22 protein-coding genes are annotated in these 20,383 nt (G+C 67.5%); 7 read left to right on the top strand and 15 right to left on the bottom strand.

Annotated features, from left to right (window positions below):
* Nucleotides 1–216 precede the first annotated feature (216 nt).
* From LNV23_RS10560 to LNV23_RS10550, 3 genes are all read right to left on the bottom strand, one after another.
* Nucleotides 217–1,473, bottom strand: a complete 1,257-nt coding sequence (locus tag LNV23_RS10560) for an MFS transporter (protein ID WP_263562945.1) — start codon at nucleotides 1,471–1,473, stop codon at nucleotides 217–219.
* A gap of 125 nt (nucleotides 1,474–1,598) precedes the next feature.
* Nucleotides 1,599–2,240 (bottom strand): GNAT family N-acetyltransferase, encoded by a 642-nt coding sequence (locus LNV23_RS10555; RefSeq protein WP_263562944.1) that lies wholly within the window; start codon nucleotides 2,238–2,240, stop codon nucleotides 1,599–1,601.
* 41 nt (nucleotides 2,241–2,281) lie between these two features.
* Nucleotides 2,282–2,908 (bottom strand): FMN-binding negative transcriptional regulator, encoded by a 627-nt coding sequence (locus tag LNV23_RS10550; RefSeq protein ID WP_263562943.1) that lies wholly within the window; start codon nucleotides 2,906–2,908, stop codon nucleotides 2,282–2,284.
* A gap of 57 nt (nucleotides 2,909–2,965) precedes the next feature.
* Here LNV23_RS10550 and pdxR point away from each other — a divergent pair, with 57 nt between their 5' ends.
* A complete protein-coding gene (gene pdxR, locus LNV23_RS10545; protein ID WP_263562942.1) occupies nucleotides 2,966–4,531 on the top strand; it encodes a MocR-like pyridoxine biosynthesis transcription factor PdxR in 1,566 nt (521 codons plus the stop codon).
* A gap of 4 nt (nucleotides 4,532–4,535) precedes the next feature.
* On the opposite strand, the gene LNV23_RS10540 is transcribed toward pdxR, so the two are convergent.
* Nucleotides 4,536–5,090 (bottom strand): hypothetical protein, encoded by a 555-nt coding sequence (locus LNV23_RS10540; protein WP_263562941.1) that lies wholly within the window; start codon nucleotides 5,088–5,090, stop codon nucleotides 4,536–4,538.
* A 67-nt stretch (nucleotides 5,091–5,157) separates the two neighbouring features.
* A complete protein-coding gene (locus tag LNV23_RS23975) occupies nucleotides 5,158–6,006 on the bottom strand; it encodes a beta/gamma crystallin-related protein (RefSeq protein WP_318023228.1) in 849 nt (282 codons plus the stop codon).
* Between the two features lie 359 nt (nucleotides 6,007–6,365).
* Between LNV23_RS23975 and LNV23_RS10525 the strand changes: the two genes are divergently transcribed.
* The gene (locus tag LNV23_RS10525; RefSeq protein WP_263519370.1) at nucleotides 6,366–6,770 is read left to right on the top strand and encodes a response regulator transcription factor; all 405 of its coding nucleotides are present in this window, start codon (nucleotides 6,366–6,368) and stop codon (nucleotides 6,768–6,770) included.
* 28 nt (nucleotides 6,771–6,798) lie between these two features.
* On the opposite strand, the gene LNV23_RS10520 is transcribed toward LNV23_RS10525, so the two are convergent.
* Complete coding sequence (locus LNV23_RS10520; RefSeq protein ID WP_263562940.1) at nucleotides 6,799–7,443, bottom strand: response regulator; 645 nt, start codon at nucleotides 7,441–7,443, stop codon at nucleotides 6,799–6,801.
* Nucleotides 7,444–7,520: 77 nt separating this feature from the next.
* On the opposite strand from LNV23_RS10520, the gene LNV23_RS10515 reads away from it, so the two are divergent.
* On the top strand, nucleotides 7,521–8,333 hold the full coding sequence (locus tag LNV23_RS10515; protein ID WP_263562939.1) for a sensor histidine kinase: 813 nt from the start codon (nucleotides 7,521–7,523) through the stop codon (nucleotides 8,331–8,333).
* Between the two features lie 94 nt (nucleotides 8,334–8,427).
* Here the strand turns inward: LNV23_RS10515 and LNV23_RS10510 are convergent, their stop codons facing one another.
* Both LNV23_RS10510 and LNV23_RS10505 read right to left on the bottom strand, forming a co-directional pair.
* Nucleotides 8,428–9,492, bottom strand: a complete 1,065-nt coding sequence (locus LNV23_RS10510) for a GGDEF domain-containing protein (protein ID WP_263562938.1) — start codon at nucleotides 9,490–9,492, stop codon at nucleotides 8,428–8,430.
* A gap of 54 nt (nucleotides 9,493–9,546) precedes the next feature.
* Nucleotides 9,547–9,705, bottom strand: coding sequence for a DUF3309 family protein (locus tag LNV23_RS10505; protein WP_263519366.1), 159 nt, complete (start codon nucleotides 9,703–9,705; stop codon nucleotides 9,547–9,549).
* 240 nt (nucleotides 9,706–9,945) lie between these two features.
* Here LNV23_RS10505 and LNV23_RS10500 point away from each other — a divergent pair, with 240 nt between their 5' ends.
* Nucleotides 9,946–10,938, top strand: coding sequence for a DnaJ C-terminal domain-containing protein (locus LNV23_RS10500; RefSeq protein ID WP_263562937.1), 993 nt, complete (start codon nucleotides 9,946–9,948; stop codon nucleotides 10,936–10,938).
* A 22-nt stretch (nucleotides 10,939–10,960) separates the two neighbouring features.
* On the opposite strand, the gene LNV23_RS10495 is transcribed toward LNV23_RS10500, so the two are convergent.
* From LNV23_RS10495 to LNV23_RS10465, 7 genes are all read right to left on the bottom strand, one after another.
* Nucleotides 10,961–13,198 (bottom strand): xanthine dehydrogenase family protein molybdopterin-binding subunit, encoded by a 2,238-nt coding sequence (locus tag LNV23_RS10495; RefSeq protein ID WP_263562936.1) that lies wholly within the window; start codon nucleotides 13,196–13,198, stop codon nucleotides 10,961–10,963.
* The gene (locus LNV23_RS10490; RefSeq protein WP_263562935.1) at nucleotides 13,195–13,725 is read right to left on the bottom strand and encodes a (2Fe-2S)-binding protein; all 531 of its coding nucleotides are present in this window, start codon (nucleotides 13,723–13,725) and stop codon (nucleotides 13,195–13,197) included. Before LNV23_RS10490 ends, LNV23_RS10495 begins: the two co-directional genes overlap by 4 nt.
* Before the next feature lie 97 nt (nucleotides 13,726–13,822).
* Complete coding sequence (locus LNV23_RS10485) at nucleotides 13,823–14,350, bottom strand: RcnB family protein (RefSeq protein ID WP_263562934.1); 528 nt, start codon at nucleotides 14,348–14,350, stop codon at nucleotides 13,823–13,825.
* 30 nt (nucleotides 14,351–14,380) lie between these two features.
* Nucleotides 14,381–14,929, bottom strand: a complete 549-nt coding sequence (locus LNV23_RS10480; protein ID WP_263519361.1) for a Dps family protein — start codon at nucleotides 14,927–14,929, stop codon at nucleotides 14,381–14,383.
* Nucleotides 14,930–15,089: 160 nt separating this feature from the next.
* Nucleotides 15,090–15,965: a GGDEF domain-containing protein gene (locus LNV23_RS10475; protein WP_263562933.1), complete on the bottom strand. Its 876-nt coding sequence runs from the start codon at nucleotides 15,963–15,965 to the stop codon at nucleotides 15,090–15,092.
* A 103-nt stretch (nucleotides 15,966–16,068) separates the two neighbouring features.
* Nucleotides 16,069–16,854 (bottom strand): Crp/Fnr family transcriptional regulator, encoded by a 786-nt coding sequence (locus LNV23_RS10470; protein WP_263562932.1) that lies wholly within the window; start codon nucleotides 16,852–16,854, stop codon nucleotides 16,069–16,071.
* A gap of 199 nt (nucleotides 16,855–17,053) precedes the next feature.
* On the bottom strand, nucleotides 17,054–17,773 hold the full coding sequence (locus tag LNV23_RS10465; protein ID WP_263562931.1) for a Crp/Fnr family transcriptional regulator: 720 nt from the start codon (nucleotides 17,771–17,773) through the stop codon (nucleotides 17,054–17,056).
* A gap of 277 nt (nucleotides 17,774–18,050) precedes the next feature.
* Between LNV23_RS10465 and LNV23_RS10460 the strand changes: the two genes are divergently transcribed.
* The 3 genes from LNV23_RS10460 to LNV23_RS10450 all read left to right on the top strand — a co-directional run bounded on the left by LNV23_RS10460 (nucleotide 18,051) and on the right by LNV23_RS10450 (nucleotide 20,381).
* On the top strand, nucleotides 18,051–18,629 hold the full coding sequence (locus tag LNV23_RS10460) for a sterol desaturase family protein (RefSeq protein WP_263562930.1): 579 nt from the start codon (nucleotides 18,051–18,053) through the stop codon (nucleotides 18,627–18,629).
* A 149-nt stretch (nucleotides 18,630–18,778) separates the two neighbouring features.
* A complete protein-coding gene (locus LNV23_RS10455; RefSeq protein WP_263562929.1) occupies nucleotides 18,779–20,035 on the top strand; it encodes an OmpA family protein in 1,257 nt (418 codons plus the stop codon).
* 94 nt (nucleotides 20,036–20,129) lie between these two features.
* Complete coding sequence (locus LNV23_RS10450; protein WP_263562928.1) at nucleotides 20,130–20,381, top strand: hypothetical protein; 252 nt, start codon at nucleotides 20,130–20,132, stop codon at nucleotides 20,379–20,381.
* Nucleotides 20,382–20,383 lie beyond the last annotated feature (2 nt).

Genomic DNA, 20,383 nt, shown 5'->3' with positions numbered 1-20,383 from the left:
CAGACCACGGTAAGACCCACGTCGAACCGCTGAAGTTCGAGGTTTGTATCACCGGTTTGGAGCCTCCACAGGCCGCAAATCCTGAACGTGACTTTCCACAATCCGCAGCAGACTCTTGCCGAAAGATGAGCTCACTCCGCCTTCTCCCGCACTCCGCGTCCAAGGCCTGAAACGACCCGACCGCGACCCTGGCACCACCAAGCATTCGCCCCGGCCTCAGACCCCGCTTGCAGCCGCAGCCCGCTCGCGCCCCCTGCGAAACACCCACACAAACAGCAGCGCCGCCGGCACCGTCAGCGCCAGTTCGACCAAGAGGGTCAGGCGGCCGCCGGCCTGTGCGAACACCCAGCCATACAAGGCGGTGGTCCAGCCGATCGGGGTGTTGGACAGCGAGGCCATCAGGTTGTATTTGGTGGCCGCGGCACCCTTGCCGATGGCTTCCAGGGTGACGGCCGAGAAGCCGGCGTAGCACAGGCCGGTGATCAAGGCATAGACGCTGGTCCAGACGATGAAGTGCCATTCGGTATGCGGCGCCAGCGCCATGATCAGGCTGGCGCCGGCCAGCAGCAGGCCGAAGAGCACATAGGCCAGCTGCCGGTTCATGCGGTCGCAGATGTAGCCGCCGATCAGGCAGCCCAGGGCCGAGATCAGGCCGCTCAGCGTGCCGGTGACCAGGGCCACGGTGTTGGCCGAGGCCTGCCACTCGCTCGCCATGATGGAGTACATATTTGCCATCGAGCCGGTGCCCATGGGCAAAAAGACCAGCAGCATGGCCAGGGCGCCGTTGCGAGAACGAACCACAGACCATAGGTCGGCGCCGGTGTCGCGCAGGCGCTGGGCGATGCTTGGTGGCGGAACGCTGTCGGCCGTCGTCTCGCCTTCGCTGACCCAGAGGATGGGCAGCGCACACAGCAGACACAGGCCGGCCAAGGCAGCGGCGCCCATCTGCGGCGTCAGGCCGCCCGATTGCACCAGCCACAATGCCGCGCCGCCGCCCAGGCCGCCGCCGCCCAGATTGCCGGCCTGGAACCAGCCGGCCGCCCTGCCCTTGGCGTGCTCAGGCGTCTGGTGCGCCATCAGGCTGTCCACCGCCATGCCCAGAAAGGTCGAGGCCGTGCCCATCAGCAGCACGGCCAGGGTCAGTGGCCACATGGCCGCCTGGGTCAGCGGGCTGCTGCCCACCAGCAAGATGCCGAGCACGATGCCGGCCAAGCCGATGCCGTACCAGGTCTTGCGGCTGAGGCTCAGGTCCACCACCGGGGCCCAGAGGAACTTCCAGGTCTGCGGCAGATAGGCCAGGGCCAGCAGGCCGGCCACCGCTTCAGCGCCGACCTGGGCCTGGGTCAGCAGATAAGCCACGCAAACGGCGGTGTAGCCCGAGGTCGCGCCAAAAGGCGCGATCAGGAACATATAGAGGGCAGGATGCGGGGCCTTGCGGTCCGGGTCGACCAGGATCTTGGCAGCGGTGCTCATGGCGGGTGCACGCCGCCATGAGGCCACGCGCTGGAAAAATGCGAAGGCCGCACCCTAACACCGCCCCAGCCGCATCGGGCCGGGGTTTGCCCGCAAGCCCCCGGCCACCACCTTTCTTTACTGCTTCAGCGTCTGCGCGCCAGCAGGCCGGCCTTCACCGCCGGCCATTCGTGGTCGAGCACCGAGAAGTAGACGGTGTCGCGCACGCGGCCGGTGTCGGTCAAGGTGTGGCGGCGCAAGATGCCTTCCTGCTGAGCGCCAATGCGGGCAATCGCTGCGCGGGACTTGGCATTGAGCGCATCGGTCTTGAGTTCCACCCGCCAGGCGCCCAGGCTTTCGAAGGCATGGGTCAGGAGCAAGGTCTTGGCCTCGGTGTTGGCGCCGCTGCGCTGCCAGTCGCGGCCAAGCCAGGTCCAGCCGATTTCCAGGCGGTGGTCGCGCGGCGAGATATTGCCGAAACGGGTGCAGCCGATGACGCGCCCGCCCTCGCCGTCGTCCTTCTCCCCGCCACCCGCCTCACCACCATTCAGCACAATGGCAAAAGGCAGAGAGACACCGCGTGCCTGCTCGTCCAAAGCCGTTTCCACATAGGCCCGCATATCGGCCTCGCTGCGCACCTGACTCGGTACCCATTGCCAGAGCTCAGGATCCAAGCCGACGGCACACAGGCCTGGCAGGTGGGTCAGGCTCAGGGGTTCCAGGCGCAGCAAGCTGCCTTTCAGGGTCAGGGGCTGGACTTTCATCATCGTCGTCGATTCACTACTCACTTCATTCCTCGCTTCTTCTTCATCTTTGCGCTGGCCGGGCATCACAAACCCAGGCGCGCCATCCAGGCCGCCAGCTCCTGCTCGCGCGGCTGGCCCTGGGCAAAAGCGGCCTGCACACGCTGGCGCTCGGCGGCGCTGCGGTTCTGGCTCAGCTTGAACTTGGCCTCCCAGCGCACGATGTGCAGACGAAAGCCGACGATGGCCTTCAGCATGCGGCTCTGGTAAGCCTCGGGCAGCGCACGCCACTGCGCGGCATAGCCGGGCTCGTGCTGCTCGATCAGGCGCTTGAGCAGGCGGTCCTTCTCCAGCTCGCCTTCGACCAGTTCCAAGCGGCCATAGACATGCACGGCCATGTAGTTCCAGGTCGGCACGTTCTGAACGCCGTCATAGTGCTGGGGCGAAACGTAGGCGCCCGGGCCGCTGAAGACCGCCAGCACCTCGGGGCCGGTGGCTGACAAGCCGCTCAGCCAGGCCCAGTGCGGGTTGGCGCGTGCCATATGGCCCTCCAGGTAGAGCGCCGGGTCCTCGCCTTGCAGGCTCAGGGGCAGGTGGCTGCCGAAGCTCTGGCCCTCGGCTTCGGGGCCGACCAACAAGGCCAGGGGCTGCTCGGCCATGAAGCGGCGTGCCTGGGCGAAATCTTCGCAGCGAAAAGATGGGTTCTGGTACATGGCCGCAAGAATAGCCGCCCGCTTGGTACCATGAAAGAGCCACTTTCACTTGATTTGATGGAACCAATTTCAGAGCCCACGCTGGCCCCACCCTCCGCACTGGAGCTGGACCCGGCCGGCATGCAGTTGCGCCCCGGCCTCGGCCTGAGCCGGCAAATCCATGCCCAGATCAAGGCCCGCATCCTGCAAGGTCAGCTGAGTCATGGTGCGCGCCTGCCCACCACACGCGCCCTGGCCCAGGCGCTGGATGTCTCGCGCAACAGCGTGCTGCGCGCCTACGAGCAGCTGGAAAGCGAAGGCTTGATCGAAGCGCGCATGGGCGCCGGCAGCTTTGTCAGCGCCTTGAAGACGCTGAGCGCCAGCGAAACGCCTGTGCCACTGCTGCAAGCCGGCCCAGCCAAGCCACTCCCTGCGCCAGATCCCACGCCTGTCGAGCTACCAGAAACCCCACTCTGGCAGGCGCTGCAGCACTACCAGCCCACGGCCACGACAGTCGGCCAAGGCCGGGCCTTTCGCCACGGCCTGCCCGCGCTGGACCTGTTCCCGCATGCGCTGTGGTCGCGCCTGCAGGCGCGCTTCTGGCGCCGCCAGGCACGCCCCGACCCCGATGCGGCGCTCAGCTATGGCGACCCCGCCGGCTTGCCGCGACTGCGCGAGCTGATCGCCGCCTACCTGAGCCATTCACGTGGACTGCCCTGCCGGCCCGAGCAGGTGCTGGTGACCGCAGGCTCGCAGCAGGCCATCGCCATCGCTGCCCTTGCCTTGCTAAGCCCGGGCGACCGGGTCGGCATGGAGTCACCCGGCTACCGCGCGGCGGCGGCCGCCCTGGGCTTGGGCGGCGCGCGCGTGCTGCCGGTGCCGCTCGATGAGCAAGGCCTGCGTGTCGGCGCCTTGCGGGCCCTGGGGCCGGTCCGCCTGGTCTACACCACGCCCTCGCACCAATACCCGACCGGCGTGGTCATGAGCCTGCAGCGGCGCCTGGAGTTGCTGGCCTGGGCGCGCGCCAACGATGCCTATGTGCTGGAGGACGACTACGACGGCGAGTACCGCTTCAGCGGCGTGCCGCTGGCACCCATGGCTTCGCTGGAAGCGGGCCAGGCCGGCCGCACGCTCTATGTCGGCAGCTTCTCCAAGCTGCTGTTCCCGGGTCTGCGTCTGGGCTATCTGGTGGCCCCGGCCCACTGGCTGCCGACCCTGGCACGCCTGCGCTCGGTGCTGGACCGGCAGGCTGCCATTGCCGACCAGGCGGTGCTGGCCGACTTCATGGCCGAAGGGCATTTCCTGCGCCATGTGCGACGCATGCGCCGGGCCGCGCGCGAACGCCGCGACGCTTTCATCGAGGCTTGGACGCAAGACCTGACCCCGCTGCACCCGCGCTTTCAGCTGCCGGCGGTTCCAGCCGGCCTGCAGGTCTTCCTGCCCTTGGCCAGTCGCGCCGAGGAGCAGCGCCTGAGCCAGCGCGCCCAAGCCGTCGGCGTGGAAGTGGGCTGCCTGCAGCAGATAGGCGGCCTGCCGACGCACAGCCCGCAGGCCGGCCTGGTGCTGGGCTTCGCGACCGTGCCCACGGCCGACATCCGCCAGGCCGTGCGGGCCCTGGCGGATGTCTGGCGAGGCCTGCTCTGAACGATCAGGTCTTGCCGTACTTCATCTTGGCATCGAGCACGCAAGCATCCTTGGCCGAGCCGGCCATGGCATCGCATTTTTCGGTGGCCACCTTGTAGTTCGCATCGCGCTTCTCGTCCTTGGCTTCGGTGACGGCTTCGCCGACCTTCTTGGCCAGGGTCAGGTCGGCCAGGGCCTTGGTCTCGACGGCCTTGGCCTCCTTGACGCAGACATCCTTGTCATTGCCGGCCTTGTCGTCGCAGCGTTCCTTGGCCACGGCATAGGTGGACTCGGCCTTGGCGACGCCGACCTTGCGCTGATCGGCCAGCTTGCCGGTGTAGGCGAACTCCTGTTCGGCCAGGGCCACTTTTTCCTTGGCCTTGGCTTCTTCGATGCAGACGTCCTTTGCATTGCTGGCCAGGCTGTTGCAGGCGGCCTTGTCGGCCTTGTACGTGGTATCGATGCGGGTCCGGGCATCGTTGTGCTCGGCCTTGCTCATGGCCATGGCGCTGGCCACCGGCAAAGCGGCCAGCAGCAGGGTCAGCAGAGACATCTGGAAGGGGGTGTGGCGTTGAATCATGGAATACCTCTTGGGGTGGGTGGGGGAAGCGGAGTGAAGGTGAAGATGAAACTGATGGGCTGAAGCCTCAGCCGCGCGGCTCGCCGTTGCGGTTGACGGTGATGGTGTCGCCCGGCGGCGTGGTCATCTGCACCCGGTGCTGGCGGCCGCGGAACTGGTAGCTCACATCCCAGTAGGCGGGCCGGTCGGCATCGGCGGGCAGGTTGCGGCAGCGCTGCACATCGCGGCTGCTGATCTGCGGCGCACCCGCGTCGCGGCCGGTCTTGGAGCCGATGGCCGCGCCGGCCACCACGCCGCCGACGGTGGCGATGTCGCGACCCGTACCGCCGCCGATCTGGTGGCCCAGAATGCCGCCGATCAGGGCGCCGGCCAGAGCGCCCGGCACATTGGCCTCGCGCTTGTCCACCGAGACCTGCTCACGCTCCATCCAGCAGCGTTGCTGCGGCGGGCCGAGCACGGCGCGAACGGAGCTGACATCGGCCTCGAACAGGCGCTCCTCGCCTTGGCGACCGAAGTCGCGCACGATCAGGGGCTCGGGGGCATAACGGTCCTCATCCACGCGCGCTCGGGCATCGAGGCGGCGCAAGGACGAGATCTCATTGTTCAGGCCCATGGCCGCCAGCGAAGCGTACTTGCCCGGCCGCAGCACCACACAGCGGCCGCTGAAGCGCAGGTCCTCGCAGACCTCCCAGCGCTCGCTCGCAACCACGACGCTGGAAGCACGGTCGTTGAAGTTCTGCAGGCGCAAATCGGGAACGGCACGCCGGCTCACAAAGGAGGAGCCGCCGAAGTCTTCCCGTTCGTAGGCGGTCAGCTGCGCCCAGGCCAGGCCCGGCAGACAGGACAGCAGGGCCGCAGCGCTGCACAGCAGAGCCGAGGGTGGCGGACACAGAGGCAGGAGGCGGGGCAGTTTCATGGCGGCGGCTTTCTCAGGGTTTCGGGCCGGCCACCGGCCGAATCGGCAGGCAGCTCTTGAGGCCCTGGCTCAGTGTGAGAGGCCGGGGCCGCAGCGCCCAGCGGACAGGGCCGCGAGACGGCGTAGGCCGCTGCCTACAAACTCTGCCGCTGCCGTCGATCTAAGCCGCTAGCCGCTGCGCTTCCTTGTAGGCCTTGTCCGACAAGCGCGCCCTCCAGCTGCCGATGGGCGGCGCCTCGGGAGGCTGGCACACTGGCCGCTGCGGGCCCGCTGGAGTGCTGAATCGGGACGCCTTGCAAGCCCACGCTGCCTCCTTGGCGGCCTACGCAGCCCCGGCTGTGCCTGCCCTGAGCCCCACCATGCGCCCACTGAAGGCCTATCTTGTCGAAGACAGCCCGCTGATCCAGGCGGAGCTGATCGCCACCTTGGAAGAGCTGCTGCCCCTGCAAGTGCTGGGCGCCGCCGACAACGAGGCCGCTGCCCTGCTCTGGCTGGGCCAGGCCGGCCATGCGGTGGACGTGGTGATCGTCGACATCTTCCTCAAGGGCGGTTCGGGCCTGGGCGTGCTGCGGGCTGCCCAACATCTGCGCGCACAAGTTGACCCGCGGCGCCACTGGGTGGTGCTCAGCAACTACGCCACGCCCGACATCCGGCGCAGCTGCCTGGAGCTGGGCGCCGACCGCATCTTCGACAAATCGCGCGAGATCGAGGACCTGATCCAGTACTGCGAAGGCCTGGTCCAAACCCTGCCGGGGCCGCACTGAGAACGCCACGAATCAGCGGCTCATTGCGTCAGCGGATCAAGCCTTGCTTGAGTGCGTAATAGGTCAGGTCGCTGTTCGAGGCCAGGCACATTTTTTCCATCACCCGGCTGCGGTAGGTGCTGACCGTCTTGACGCTCAGGGACATGGCCAGGGCCAGATGCCCGACCGTCTCGCCGGCGGCCAGGCGCAAGAAGACCTGCAACTCGCGCTCGGAGAGCTGCTCATGCGCCGGCAGCGCGCCACCCGGGCCAGGGGCATCGGCCAGCTGGCCGGCCAGCAGCTCGGCGACACCGGGGCTGATGTAGCGGCGGCCGCGGCAGACCGTGCGGATCGCCTGGACCAGCTGCTCGGGCTCGCAGTCCTTGCTCAGATAGCCACTGGCGCCCTGACGCAGCAAGGTGGTGGCGTAATGGGCCTCGGCAAAACCGCTCAGCATCAAGACCGGCAGATGCGGGGCACGGGCGCGGATGGCGATCAGGGCATCGACACCGCTTTGGTCCGGCATGGCAATGTCCATCAGCATCACGTCGATCTCGCCACGCCGCACGATGGCCAGGGCCTCGCGGCCATTGGCCGCCTCGGCCACCACGGCGAAATCTGCCTGCTCCGAAAAATACTGGCGCAAGCCGGCCCGCACGACCGCATGATCATCAACAAGTGCAATTCGAATCATTTGCTGGACCTTTTCTTCATCGTCATCGTCATGTTGAAACCAAACCCCAAACTTCGGGCCGCTCGCGCGGCACCGCCGTGAGCCGGCTGCGCCGCCTGGCCCATCTCGCGGCCTGGCGCCAGAGCTGCCGCATGGAGCAGCGCCGCAGCCGCCAGCTGCAAGCCGGCCTGCACCGGCAGCTCGACGAACTGGTGCGCCAGCGCACCGTTCAGCTGGCCGAGCTGACCCTGCACCTGCAGACCGCGCGCGAGGACGAGCGCCAACGCCTGGCCCGCGATCTGCACGACGAACTCGGTGCCCTGCTGACCTCGGCCAAGCTCGATGCCGCTCGCATCAAGGCCCGTTTGAGCGCCCTGCCGGCCGAGCCGACCGTGGCCTTGGAGCGCCTGGCGCATCTGGTCGCCACCCTCAACAGCGGCATTGCCATGAAGCGGCGCATCATCGAAGACCTGCGCCCCTCGGCCCTCGCCCATCTGGGCCTGCTGGCGGCCCTGGACATCCTCTGCCACGAGTTCGCCGACAGCAGCGGCCTGCAAGTGCACAGCGATCTGCGGCCGGTGCGCCTGGGCGAAGCCAGCGCCCTGGTGCTGTACCGGGCGCTGCAAGAAGCCCTGACCAATATCGCCAAACACGCCCAGGCCCGCAGCGTCTGGGTCAGCCTGCAAATGACAGCCGGCCCAGTGCCCGGCTGCACGGCGCGGCAGGACTTCGCCGAGCTCTGCGTGCGCGACGACGGCTGCGGCTTCGACAGCAGCGCCCGCCCCGGCTCCGCCTACGGCCTGCTCGGCATGCGCTTTCGCGTCGAGGCCGAACAAGGCCAGCTGAGCCTGCGCTCGAGGCCTGGAGAGGGCTGCACGCTGCGGGTGGTTTTGCCGGGGCGTGAATCGTGAATCGTGAATCGTGAATCGTGAATCGTGAATCGTGAGTCGTGAGTCGTGGCTGACGGTATTCACCATTCACCATTCACGATTCACGATTCACCATTCACGATTCACTTTCCCTCCCCCTCGCCCGCACCGCACGCGCCAACAAGTCCAGAGCGCCGCCCTGGCCGGATCCGCCTTGGGCCATGCCGATGCGAACGCGCAGCTGCAGGCTCAGCGGTGCGAGGCTGACGGGCAAGGCCAGGGCCTCGACCAGCTTGGCCGAGACCCCCGCCAACGCGACCGGATCCTCTCCCTGGGCCAGGCGCAGGCAGGCAAACTCAGCGCCGTCCAGGCGGCTCAACATGTCCTCGACCCGCAAGACCCGACCCCAGCGCGCCGCCACAACCTTCAGCAAGGCTTGCGCCAGATCAGCCCCATGTTCGGCCTCGATGGCGGCATAGCCATCGATGCTCATGCTGAACACGGCCAGCAAGGAATCCGGGCGCGGCAGGTGTTGCAGGCCATGCTCCAGCCGCTCCAAGAAGAAACGACGGTTGGGCAAGTCGGTCAGGCTGTCATGCAAGGTCTGGTGGCGGCTGCGGCTGAAGGCATCGGGGCCGCTCAGAGGCGCCATGGGCGTGGCCGCCTGCGCACCCGCACCCGCCGCGCCCAGGCGTGCGCCCAGTTCGGAGCGAGCCTGGGCCAAGGCCACTTGGGCATCAAAGACCTGCAGCTCCAGCTGCAAGCGGCGCGCCAGTTCGTGGAGCAAGGTGCTCTGCAGCTGATCGAGCGCGTCCACGCACTCCAGCACCGTGCGCTGGAGCTGCGGCGACGGGGCGGCCGGCGAGGCGGCGCCGGCCTGCAGCGGCTCGGCCAGGCCAGCCGGTCCGCTGGGCCCCGCGACACTGGCGCGCAGGCGCAGCTTGACGGCGTCCAGCAGCACGCTCCAGTCTGCCAGCGAGACATCGGCCGCAGCGGCGGCCAAACGCCGTGCCTGCACGGCATTCACACCGTCTTGGGCCGACCCAAGCGAAGGCGCAGTGGCTGAAGGAAGAACCTGCGCGGGGCTCGGCGTTGCCTGCGCCGAAGCGCGCGCCCAGCGATTGGGCAAGACCCGCTCCGCCGCCAGCGACGGACCCTCCGCGCCTTGCGGTGCCCGGTATTTACCACCCATATTGTGCATAGCCATCCTCTCCCAAGGAACCATCAAACCAGGTCGTGACACCGGGCCTGAGGCCTAGAGTCGCCCCATCAACATCAGCACGATCAGCACCAGCAGCACCAGCCCCAGGCCACCGCTGGGCAGATAACCCCAGCCGCGGCTGTGTGGCCAAGTCGGAACGGCACCGATGAGCATGACGATCAGGATGATCAGCAGCAAGGTAAAGAGACTCATGGGGAACTCCAGTTCAAAAATCGGAAGGGGCCAGGGCGGCATGCAAGGCATGCCGCTCGTCGTCGAGATTAGGCGCAGCCGCCCCGAAACTCGGTGCGTTGGCGAACACACAAGCGGCTTGTGTCACAACACTTGGGCCACAGCTCAAACCGCGGTTCGCTGTCGCACAGAGGCCGCACCCCGCTCGGCGCACAATCACTTTCTTCTGCGCCCCCGCCCTCTTGCCACGAGCCCAAACTTTTGAACGCCAAACCGCAAGACCACGAGACCGGGGCCAAGGCCAAGCCCAGCGGCGCCGTTGGAGCCGACCACTACGCCACCCTGGGTGTGGCGCATGGCGCCAGCGCGGCCGAGGTCAAGCAGGCCTACCGCAAGCTGGCACGCCGCTTCCACCCCGATGTCAGCCGGGCCGACACCGAGGCGCAGTTCAAGGCCGTGGCGCAAGCCCACGAGGTGCTGATCGACAGCGAACGCCGCTCCGCCTATGACGCCCAGCTGCAGCAACAGAAGGCGGCCAAGGCGAACCGAGGCTTCGAATTCGCGGCCGACAGCGAACTCGGCGAGCTCTTGCGCAAGGCGCGCGGCAACACGGGCTGGCGCGCGGCCAGCCGCGAGCCACTGCTGCGGGGCGAGGACTTGCATGCCGAGGCCGAGGTCGCCCTGGTGGACAGCTATTCAGGCGCCAGCCGGCGCCTGAATCTGCAGCTGCCGCGCCTGGATGACCAAGGCCGGCGCCATCTGCAGGACTGCCCGGTCGATTTGCAGATCCCGCCCGGCTTGCGCAGCGGCCAGCGTCTGCGCCTGGCCGGTCTGGGCGGCCCCGGCGTGGGCGGCGGCGCCGCGGGAGACCTCTACATCACCGTGCAGCTGCGGGCCGAGCCGCCGTTTCGGCTCGACCGCGCCTCAAGCCCGGCGGGCAAGTCCAGCGACCCAGCCGCCAGCGGCGATGTGTTCGTCAGCCTGGCGCTGGCGCCCTGGGAAGCCGCCCTGGGCGCGGCCGTGCAGCTGCGCACGCCGGGCGGAAGCCGCCTGGAACTGCAGGTGCCGGCCGGCGCCTGTGCGGGTCAGAAACTGCGACTCAAGGGCCGCGGTCTGCCCGCCCATCTGAACCTGCCGGCCGGCGACCTTTACGCCGAGCTGGAACTGCGCCTGCCCCTGGCAGACAGCCCGGCCGTACGCGCCGCCTACGAGCAGCTGGCGGCCGCTTGCGCCGACTTCCAGCCGCGCGGCTGAGCCCGAGGCACGAAGAGGCCCTTCAACTCCAGCTCAGGTCGCTCAGGCTCAGCGGCAGCTGGCGCACGCGGTGGCCGGTGGCGGCAAAGATGGCATTGCAAACCGCCGGCGCCAGCGGCGGCAGGGCCGGCTCACCGAGGCCGGTGACTGGCTGATCGCTGCGCAGGAAATGCACATCGACCCGGGTTGGCGACTCGTGCATGCGCAAGAGCGGGTATTCGCCCAGATTACCTTGGACGATGCGGCCGCCCTGCAGGTCGAGCTGGGCATGCATCAGCGTGCCCAGGCCGTCCAGCACCGAGCCCTCGACCTGGTTCTCGGCACCGCTGAGGTTGACGATTTGGCGGCCGATGTCGGACACCACCACCACCCGGTCCACCTTGAGCTGGCCGCTCTTGCTGACCGTCACCTCGGCCACCTCGGCGATGTAACCGCGATGGCTGAAATGGAAGGCCATGCCCTGGCCCTGGCCGCGCGGGAACTTCTTCTTGCCCCAGCCGGACTTGGCCGCCACCTCCAGCAGCACGGCGCGCATGCGGCCGGCGTGATAGGGCTGGCCACGCTCATTGCTGGGCGGCACGATCTCGCGCTCACCGAGCAGCTCCAGGCGCAGCGCCAGTGGGTCGCGTCCGGCCGCATGGGCCAGCTCGTCGATGAAGCTGTGGAAGACCCAGGCGAACACACAGCTGCCCGGTGCCCGCCAAGGGCCCATGGGCACGCCGCATTCCAGCGCGGTTTGCTCCAGCAGGATATTGGGCAGCCAGCGGCCGGGGAACTCGTCGGCCGACAGGCTCCCGCCACTGCCCGGCTGTAGCACCGACTGACCCTCGCGCTGGACCCGGTTGGCGAATGTGACGAAGTGGTTGTGCCAGGCGCTGACCCGGCCTTGCGCATCGACCGCGCCGCGCAGGTGGTGGAAGCCGCCCGGGCGGAAATGGTCGTGGCGCAGATCGTCTTCACGGCTCCAGCAGAGCTTGACCGGCGCGGCCACGCGCTGGGCGATGGCGGCCGCCTCGACGATGAAGTCCGAGCTCAGGCGCCGGCCGAAGCCACCGCCGCTGCGAGTGATGTGCAGGCTGATCTTTTCCTTGGGAATGTTCAGGGTGTTGGCCACCAGATTCTGGCCCGAGGCCGGATTCTGGGTTGGCGCCCAGAGTTCCAGGCTGGAACTCTCTGGTTTCCACCAGGCCGTGCAGTTCTGCGGCTCCATGCTGGCATGCGAGATGAAGGGGTAGCTGTAGCTGGCCTCCACCACCTTGGCGCCGTTGGCCCGCAAGGCCTGCTCGACATCACCGTCCCGGCGCAGGTTGCTGGCGCCGGGCTTGCCGCGCAGGGCCGCAGCCTGGGTGGCAAAGCCGTCCCAGCTCTGCGTGGCCACGGCGCCCTCATCCCACTGCACGCGCAGCTGCTTGCGGGCGCTGAAGGCCGCCCAGGTCGAATCCGCGACGATGGCCACGCCGGGCATCAGGCCGTTGAGATTGCTGGTGCCCTCGATCACAAAGGCATCGCGCACGCCGGGCAGCGCCTTGACCGCGGCCAGATTGGCGCTGACGACCTTGCCGCCGAAGGCCGGGCATTTCTCGTACACCGCGTAGAGCATGCCGGGCAACTTGACGTCGATGCCGAACAGCGGCGCGCCGCGCACCAGCACAGCGTTGTCGACGCCACCGATGCGCTGGCCCAGCAGCTGGTAGTCCTTGGGGTCCTTGAGCAGCACGCTGGCAGCATCGGGCAGGGGCAGCGTGGCGGCCAAGCTGGCCAGCTCGCCATAGCCCAGCTTGCGGCCTGTGGGTCGGTGGTGGACGAAGGAGTCGCGGGCCTGGCAGTCCGCCACCGGCACGCCCCAGCGCTGCGCCGCCGCTTGAACCAAGAGCGTGCGGGCGGTGGCGCCCAGGCGCAGGAAGTCCTGGTAATTGGTGGGCGTGGAAGTGGAGCCGCCCGCGCCCTGGCTGCCGTAGGCCGGGTCCAGATCACCTTGCACGATCTTCACATCGCGCCAGTTCACCGACAGCTCTTCGGCGATCACCATGGGCAGCGAAGTCTTGATGCCCTGGCCGATCTCGGGCTGCTTGGAGATGAGCGTCACCACGCCCTCGGGCGAGATGCTGATGAAGGCGCTGGGCTTGAAGGCCGTGGCCGCTGCGGGCTTGGCGCTTTGAGCCAGGGCCACGGTCGAGCCGCTGAGCGCCAGCACCAGGCCGGCGCCGCTCTGGCCGAGAAAACGGCGGCGGCTGGGGTTCACTGTCGCAGGCATGTTCATACGCCCTCCTTCGCTTGCGGCTTGGCCTTGCGGGAGACGGGCGCCTTGACCGGCACGCCAGCAGCTTGGGCCGAAATCTCGGCGGCACGGTGGATGCCCGCGCGAATGCGCAGATAGGTGGCACAGCGGCAGAGGTTGCCGGACATGGCACCGTCGATGTCGGCATCACTCGGCCTGGGGTTCTCTTTCAGCAAGGCGGCGGCCGTCATGATCTGGCCGGCCTGGCAGTAGCCGCATTGCGGCACGTCCAGCTCCACCCAGGCCTGTTGCAAAGGGTGGCTGGCCTGGGCATCCAGGCCTTCAATGGTCAGCACTTTCTTGAGGCCGACGGTGGCCACCGGGGTCATGCAAGACCGGATGGGCACGCCGTTGAGCTGCACGGTGCAGGCACCGCAGGCGCCGACGCCACAGCCGTATTTGGTGCCGGCCAGGTCCAGGCTGTCACGCAAGACCCAGAGCAGAGGTGTATCGGGTGCGGCCTCGACCTGACGGATCTGGCCATTGATATGCAGGCGGTACAAGCTCATGGTGCGGGCTTTCCAAGAAAGGCTGGAGGTCGCGGAGCAGCATAGCAAGAAGCCGCCGGCCGCGCTGAGGCCGCCGCAGCCCGCAGGAAAGCACGGCTCAATCGTTGAGCAGCAGTTGCAGGATCACCCCGGTGGCAATAGCGACCAGCAGGTAGTCACCGCCCGATTGCACCCAGTGGTAGCCGCGTGGCGGCGCACTCAGACGGTGGCCACGCCAGTCGTCCACCACATAGCGCGTGCCGCGGTAGGCCGGAGGCAGACGGCCGCCGCGGTAATAGGCGTGATCAGGCCCGCCACCGCGCCGGTCATCGGCCCGGCGCTGGCCATAATTGTAGGCAGGAGCGCGGTAGGGCCCGCCACCGTGTCGCTCGTCCTGGGCGCGCGAGGGCGAACGGTTGCGCTCCGGGCCGCGGTCGCCGTAACGATCAAGTTCCCGATCACGCTCCCGATCGCGGTCTCGGTCCGAGCTGCGTTCTTGCTCATGGCTGCGCGCATCGCGCTCGCGCGCGCCGCGCCTTTCGCTGCCGGGCTGGGCCAGCGCCGGAGTGATCGTCGCCGCGACGGCCGACATCAAGGTCAGGATTCTTGCCCAGCGCCACAGGCGGACGGGTCGTGCTGCGTTCATGAGCTGCTCCTCAGGTGAAGGGCCGTGGGTTCAATGGCCGCTGCTGTCGCTGGGGCGGCCCGACTCGAACAAGAACCAGGTGCGGCGCTCACCCTCGTCGATCCAGACCTCGATCAAGCTGGCCGTGGCCAAGTCGCGGTGTTCGGCGCACAAGCCATGGGCCTGGCGCAACATTTGAGCCAAGGTCTTGTTGTCCTCGCAGAGCTCGGCCAGCATATCGGCCGGCTCCACGAAAGCGGCGTCGTTGTCGAGCAGACGCTGGCTGCGCGAGATATGGCCGATCGAACGCAGGGTCGAGCCGCCGACCTTGCGGATGCGTTCGGCCAGCGGGTCGGTCATGGCCAGCAACTCGCCCGATTGATCGTCCAGCATCAGGTGGTAGTCGCGGAAATGCGGCCCGCTCATATGCCAGTGGAAGTTCTTGGTCTTCATATAGAGCGCAAAGACGTCGGCCAAGATGCCGTTCAGGCTGGCCGATATGTCACGCGTGGCATTGGCCTGCAGATCGGTCGGTGTTCTCAGCGCGCCACTGCGGCGCGCCAGGGCATTGGGGGCGGTTTGGAGTTGGGTGGTGGACATGGGGGCCTTGGGTGGTGGTGGGATTGGTGAATCGTGAATCGTGAATCGTGAGTCGTGAGTCGTGAGTCGTGAGTCGTGAGTCGGGCTTAGGTTGGGGAGAGGCAAGACCATTCACCATTCACCATTCACCATTCACCATTCACCATTCACCATTCACCATTCACTCCTCACTTCCCCCCAACATACCCCCGCCCCCCTCTTCGCTCGGTGCGCTGTCGCACAGGTCCGCAGCAAACACCGAGCCGCATTGCAGGCGCTTGGCCTGGTACATGGCGCGGTCCGCTTGCAGCAGCAGGGCTTCGGCGCTGCGGCCGTCGGCAGGCCAGCATGCGATGCCAATGCTGGGGCGCATCTGCACGAGTTGACCCTGCAGTTGCACCGGCGCCGACACGGCATCAAATAGCTTGCGGGCGAGGCGCTCCAGGGCCTCACGGCCCAGACCCTCGGTGCGCAGGCAGGCAAACTCGTCACCGCCCCAGCGCGCCACCAAATCGCCCGAGCGCAAGGCCCGGGCCTGGCGCAGGGCGACGATCTTGAGCAGCTCATCGCCGGCCGCATGGCCCAGCACATCGTTGATGGCCTTGAAACCGTCCAGATCGAGAAACAGCACGGCCAGCCCCGTCTCTTTGCCCGGCTGCGTGCTGCTTGGCAAGGCACCCTCGAGCTGCGTCAAGCTCATCGCCAAGCGTTCGCGGAAGTAGCGCCGGTTGGGCAAGCCGGTCAGGCTGTCGCGGCGTGCCAGCACCTGGGCCTGGCGTGCGGCTTGGTGCGCATGATCCAGTTCCTGCCGCACCTGCTGCAAGTCGCCCAAGGCCTGCTCGGCGTCCTGCTCCAAGCGTGCGCGTCGTTCCAGCTCATGACGCAAAGTCAGCTGAAGCTGATCCAGGGCCTCCACGCAGTCGGACACGCAAGCATGCGGCGATTGCCCGGACGGGCGATCAGCGCCGTCCAGGCTCTGCAGACGGTGCTTGACGGCCGTGAAGAGCAGCTCCCAGTCCTGCACGGCCACGCCGCCACGCCCGCGGGCCACCAGCATGGCACCCGCCTCGACCCCGGCCGCCGGCTGCGGCTCTGACAGCGGCGTTTCGGTTGCCCCCGGCGGCGGGGACTGCGTTTGGCCCGCCCGGGCGGGACGAAAATCAGCGGCCATGCACAACCCGGCGCGGCACAAAGGCCGCGCGCTTCAAGCCGCTCCTGCGCAAGGTGGGCTGCAACTGGGGGCTGGGGAACTGATCGGCATAATTTTCAAGGTCAGCGGCATAGCAACTGCAGGCAGCGGCTTCCAGGCCGCTGCGGTCCAGCACGGTCAGCTCGCCGCGGTGGTATTCGATCAGGCCGCTGCGCTGCATGGCGCCGGCCGCCTGGGTCACACCGACCCGGCGCACCCCCAGCATATAGGCGAGGAACTCATGGGTGACGGCCAGCTGCGGCGCGCGCGCGCGGTCCTGGCTCATCAGCAACCAGCGCGCCAGGCGCGGACCGATCTGATGGAAACGCAGACAACCGGCGGCACAGGCCAGATGGGCCAGGCGCACATAGAGATAGCGCTGCAAGACCGCCTGCAAGGGCTTGCTGCGCGCCAGCTCGGCCACAAACACCGGTGCGGCACAGCGCCAGGCCTGGCCGTCGCCCTGCACCAAGGCGCGCAAGGGCGCCCGGTTGACGCCCAAGCTCAGCTGAATGCCCAACATGCCCTCGCGGCCGATCATGCCCATCTCCAGGCTCGGGTGCTCGTCGATGCGAGCCAGCAGGGAGATGAAGGCGTCCGTGGGGAAGTAGACATGGCGAGTGTCCTCGCCAGCCTCGCACAAAGTCTCAGAAAGGCTCAGCTGTACCGGCTCGCAGAGCGCCAGCAAGCTGTTGCGTGCCGCCGCCGGCAAGGCGGCGATCAGGCGATTTTGCAGCGCCGCTGCAAGGGCCGGCATGGAGGGAGGGGCTCTGCCGCTGGCACCGCTCGGGGTGCTGCGTGAAACTCGGAGTTCGCTCACTGCAGAATCCTTTGTGCGCCTCAGGACAGGAGGCGCTTGCGGTCCAAGCATGAGGGCATCGTCGGGTGCTAACTGTCTGGCAGCACACACAGACGACGCCTGCTGGTCGGTTCGGGTCGCGGCGCAAACCAGCAGTTCAAACCGCCAGCATGTCCGGCAGCAGTCGGTCGTACTCTTTTTTCACCACGCCGTAACACTCGCAGCTGCGTGCTTCCAGGCCCAGGCGATCAAGCACCGAGATATGGCCACGGGCATAGCGGATCAGACCCTGCTTCTGCAGCTTCAGCGCGGCCTCGGTCACGCCCTCGCGGCGCACGCCCAGCATATTGGCGATCAGCTCCTGCGTCATGATCAACTCATCGCCCTGCAGGCGATCCAGGCTCAAGAGCAGCCAACGGCAGAGCTGCTGATCGAGACTGTGGTGGCGGTTGCAGGCGGCGGTCTGCGCCATCTGCGTGATCAAGGCCTGGGTGTAGCGCAGCAGCAGGTGCATCAGCGGGCCGCTGCGATTGAACTCCTCGGTCATGGCGTTGGCGCGCATGCGATAGCCCTGGCCGGCGCTCTGCACCACGGCCCGACTCGGTGTCGAGCCCCCCCCCATGAAGAGCGAGATGCCGACGAGGCCCTCTTTGCCGACCACGGCGATCTCGGCCGAGGCGCCGTTCTCCATCACGAACAGCAGCGAGACGATGGAATTGCAAGGGAAGTAGACATGGCTCATCGGCCGGCCCGACTCATACAAGACCTGGCCGAGCGGCATCTCCACCGGCTCCAGAAAGCCGCGGCATCGCTGCCACTCAGCATCGGGCAAAGCGGCAAGCAAGAGGTTCTTCTTCGGATCGATGGTGTGCGCCATTTAACAAACTCCCTGTACTGTCTTCAATGGGAGGGAAGCCTCCCTGCCGGCCTGACAAGACCTTGGCGATCTGACTATAGGTTTGCACGGTATCGGGGTCTGTTCGCTAGCGAACATACCTGAAAAGTGCTGCGGCACGCCAGATGGCCCTAGTTCCGCAGGGCGTCAGCGTTCGTCAGCGCACAGACCCTGGACCCTCCCCCCCCTACCTTGAACTTTCCACGGACCCGCTGAGTGCGGCTGGGTCTGCGTCTGTTCCTGCTGCCCGAGGCCACCCATGACCCTGATCTCCCTGCGCCATAGTTTGCGCGCCTGCTACCTCGACTTTGCGGTCTACGCCCTGCTGATACTTGGTCTGGGCAGCAGCCTGGCGCCGCCGCAGACCCCGCGCGAGGCGGCCGGCCTGCTGGTTCTGGCACTTGTGGGCCTGGCCTTGTGGTCGCTGATCGAATACCTGACCCACCGCTTCGTGCTACATGGCATCCAGCCCTTCCAGGGCTGGCACAGCGAGCACCATGCCCACCCGCGCGAGCACCTGGGCCTGCCGACCTGGCTCAGTCTGGCTCTGTTCACAGCCCTGGTCTACCTGCCGCTGCGGGCCATGCTCGGCGCGGCAAGCGCCGGCCCGCTGATGATGGGAGTGCTGGCCGGCTACCTGATCTACTCCATGGCCCACCACGCCAGCCACCACTGGCCGGCACGCGGCATGTGGATGGAGCGGCGCAAGCGCTGGCATGCCCTGCACCACCAGGCCGGCCAAGCCCGCTGCTACGGTGTCAGCACCACCTTCTGGGACCGCGCCTTGGGCAGCCACCTGCGCCAGCGCGGCCTCAGCGAGCGCAGCCGCAGCCCCTGAGCCCGCAAAACAACAGCGCCCGGCCGGTACGCCAACGCACAGACCGGGGCAGCTGTGTCCGCTGAAACTGAAAGTTCGCTACCGGCCCCTGGCCGAACCTCACAGGGCTCATCGGGAATCCGGTCCTATTGCCGTTCACAAGGATGACCATGAACAAGCGTTCCAATCACCAAACCTCGCCGACTCCGGCCTCATCGCCTTCTTCATCATCTTCACTCAGCGCCCGGCCTCGCCCGCTGCAGCGCCTGGCTTGGCTGGGCATGGCCGGCGTGATGCCGCTGCTGTGCGGCTCGGTGCTCGCCCAGGAGCCCTATGTCTACGGCGGCTTCGGCGTCGGGCAGTCACGCGCCAAGCTGGACGCTGAACGGGCCATCAGTGCCGTTCTGCCAGCCGGCGTCAGCGCCCAGGACATCAGCCGCGACGAACGCGACACCGCCTACAAGGCCTTTCTCGGCTACCAGATGAACCGCAACTGGGCCATCGAAGCGGGCTACTTCCAGTTGGGGCGCTTCCAAGTAGGCACTCAGACCACACCGTCCGGTGCGGTCGCCGGGCGCTTTGACTTGAAGGGCATCAACCTTGACTTGGTCGGCAGCATGCCCATGAGCGAGAGCTGGTCGCTGCTGGGCCGCATCGGCACGCAGTTCAACCGCACCCGCACCCATTTCGAAGGTTCGGGCGCGGCGGCCTTCGCCACCTCCGACCCCAGCCGGCGCGACACCAACATCAAGCTTGGTGCCGGCCTGCAATACCAGATGGGCGGCATGGCCCTGCGTGCCGAGGCCGAGCGCTACCGGGTTCGCAACGGCCTGGGCTATCACATCCCGGTCAATCTGGTGTCGCTGAGCCTGGTTTTCCCTTTTGGCCGCTCACCCACGCCGGCACCGCGGGTCAGCGCTGTGCAGCAAGCGCAGCCGGTGATGATGGCCGCCGCGCCAGCACCGGCCGCGCCCATGCCCGAGATCGTGCCCGTGCCCCTGCCGCCGCCGGCGGCTGGCATTCCGATCCCGCCGCGCCGCATGAGCTACTCGGCGGAGTCGCTGTTCAGTTTCGACGAGGCCGCCATCCAGCCGGCCGGCGCCCGGGCACTGGACGCCCTGGCCCAGGAGCTCAAGGGCACGGACTTCCAGCTGATCATGGTGGAGGGCCACACCGACCGCTTGGGCAGCAGTGAATACAACCAGACCCTGTCACAGCAGCGCGCTGAGGCGGTCAAGAACTACCTGGTCAACACCGGCGGCATCGCCGCCAACAAGATCAGCGCGGTCGGCAAGAGCGAGTCCATGCCCGTGACCCGGCCGGAAGACTGCAAGGGTCAGAACAAGACCGCCGCCCTGATCAGCTGCCTGAAGGCGGACCGCCGCGTCGAGGTCGAAGTGCAAGCCGAAATCAGCGCGCAACGCTGAAGCGCAAAGGCTTGTCCTACAGCGCCGGGCCGGACTGTCTGACAGACAGCGCCGCCCGGCGTTTCTACGCTAAGAGCAGACAAGGAGCTTCCTCATGAACCCCAGCAAGACCTTCGCCAACGGGCCCTGGAGCACCGCCGCATTCGCACCCGAATCGGGCTCAGCCGAGCCAGCCGCACACAGCGGCCTGGGCGAGCACCTGATCGCCTGCCTGCGCCTGCGCGGCCCCTTGTTCGCCCTGCGCTGCCGCGCCGATGCCCTGCGCAGCTTTGTCGGTGCGCACCTGGTCACCAGCGTTCTGGTCCTGCTGCTGGCCGGCGGTCTCTTGGCCTTGTGCCTGCTCTGAAC

It is taken from the genome of Kinneretia sp. DJ1R-11 (genome assembly GCF_025717595.1).
Classification (GTDB): Bacteria; Pseudomonadota; Gammaproteobacteria; order Burkholderiales; family Burkholderiaceae_C; genus Paucibacter_A.
The sequence above is the reverse complement of the archived record's forward strand: the minus strand, read 5'-3'. Positions and strand labels throughout refer to the sequence as shown.

Coding starts and splice junctions, on each gene's coding strand:
- LNV23_RS10540 (WP_263562941.1), bottom strand. CDS start 5,090: ATGATTCAACGCCACACCCCCTTCCAGATGTCTCTGCTGACCCTGCTG.
- LNV23_RS10460 (WP_263562930.1), top strand. CDS start 18,051: ATGACCCTGATCTCCCTGCGCCATAGTTTGCGCGCCTGCTACCTCGAC.
- pdxR (WP_263562942.1), top strand. CDS start 2,966: ATGGAACCAATTTCAGAGCCCACGCTGGCCCCACCCTCCGCACTGGAG.
- LNV23_RS10505 (WP_263519366.1), bottom strand. CDS start 9,705: ATGAGTCTCTTTACCTTGCTGCTGATCATCCTGATCGTCATGCTCATC.
- LNV23_RS10495 (WP_263562936.1), bottom strand. CDS start 13,198: ATGAACATGCCTGCGACAGTGAACCCCAGCCGCCGCCGTTTTCTCGGC.
- LNV23_RS10485 (WP_263562934.1), bottom strand. CDS start 14,350: ATGAACGCAGCACGACCCGTCCGCCTGTGGCGCTGGGCAAGAATCCTG.
- LNV23_RS10520 (WP_263562940.1), bottom strand. CDS start 7,443: ATGATTCGAATTGCACTTGTTGATGATCATGCGGTCGTGCGGGCCGGC.
- LNV23_RS10450 (WP_263562928.1), top strand. CDS start 20,130: ATGAACCCCAGCAAGACCTTCGCCAACGGGCCCTGGAGCACCGCCGCA.
- LNV23_RS10560 (WP_263562945.1), bottom strand. CDS start 1,473: ATGAGCACCGCTGCCAAGATCCTGGTCGACCCGGACCGCAAGGCCCCG.
- LNV23_RS10550 (WP_263562943.1), bottom strand. CDS start 2,908: ATGTACCAGAACCCATCTTTTCGCTGCGAAGATTTCGCCCAGGCACGC.
- LNV23_RS10475 (WP_263562933.1), bottom strand. CDS start 15,965: ATGCTGGTGGCCCGCGGGCGTGGCGGCGTGGCCGTGCAGGACTGGGAG.
- LNV23_RS10510 (WP_263562938.1), bottom strand. CDS start 9,492: ATGCACAATATGGGTGGTAAATACCGGGCACCGCAAGGCGCGGAGGGT.
- LNV23_RS10480 (WP_263519361.1), bottom strand. CDS start 14,929: ATGTCCACCACCCAACTCCAAACCGCCCCCAATGCCCTGGCGCGCCGC.
- LNV23_RS10470 (WP_263562932.1), bottom strand. CDS start 16,854: ATGCCGGCCCTTGCAGCGGCGCTGCAAAATCGCCTGATCGCCGCCTTG.
- LNV23_RS10465 (WP_263562931.1), bottom strand. CDS start 17,773: ATGGCGCACACCATCGATCCGAAGAAGAACCTCTTGCTTGCCGCTTTG.
- LNV23_RS23975 (WP_318023228.1), bottom strand. CDS start 6,006: ATGAAACTGCCCCGCCTCCTGCCTCTGTGTCCGCCACCCTCGGCTCTG.
- LNV23_RS10455 (WP_263562929.1), top strand. CDS start 18,779: ATGAACAAGCGTTCCAATCACCAAACCTCGCCGACTCCGGCCTCATCG.
- LNV23_RS10490 (WP_263562935.1), bottom strand. CDS start 13,725: ATGAGCTTGTACCGCCTGCATATCAATGGCCAGATCCGTCAGGTCGAG.
- LNV23_RS10525 (WP_263519370.1), top strand. CDS start 6,366: ATGCGCCCACTGAAGGCCTATCTTGTCGAAGACAGCCCGCTGATCCAG.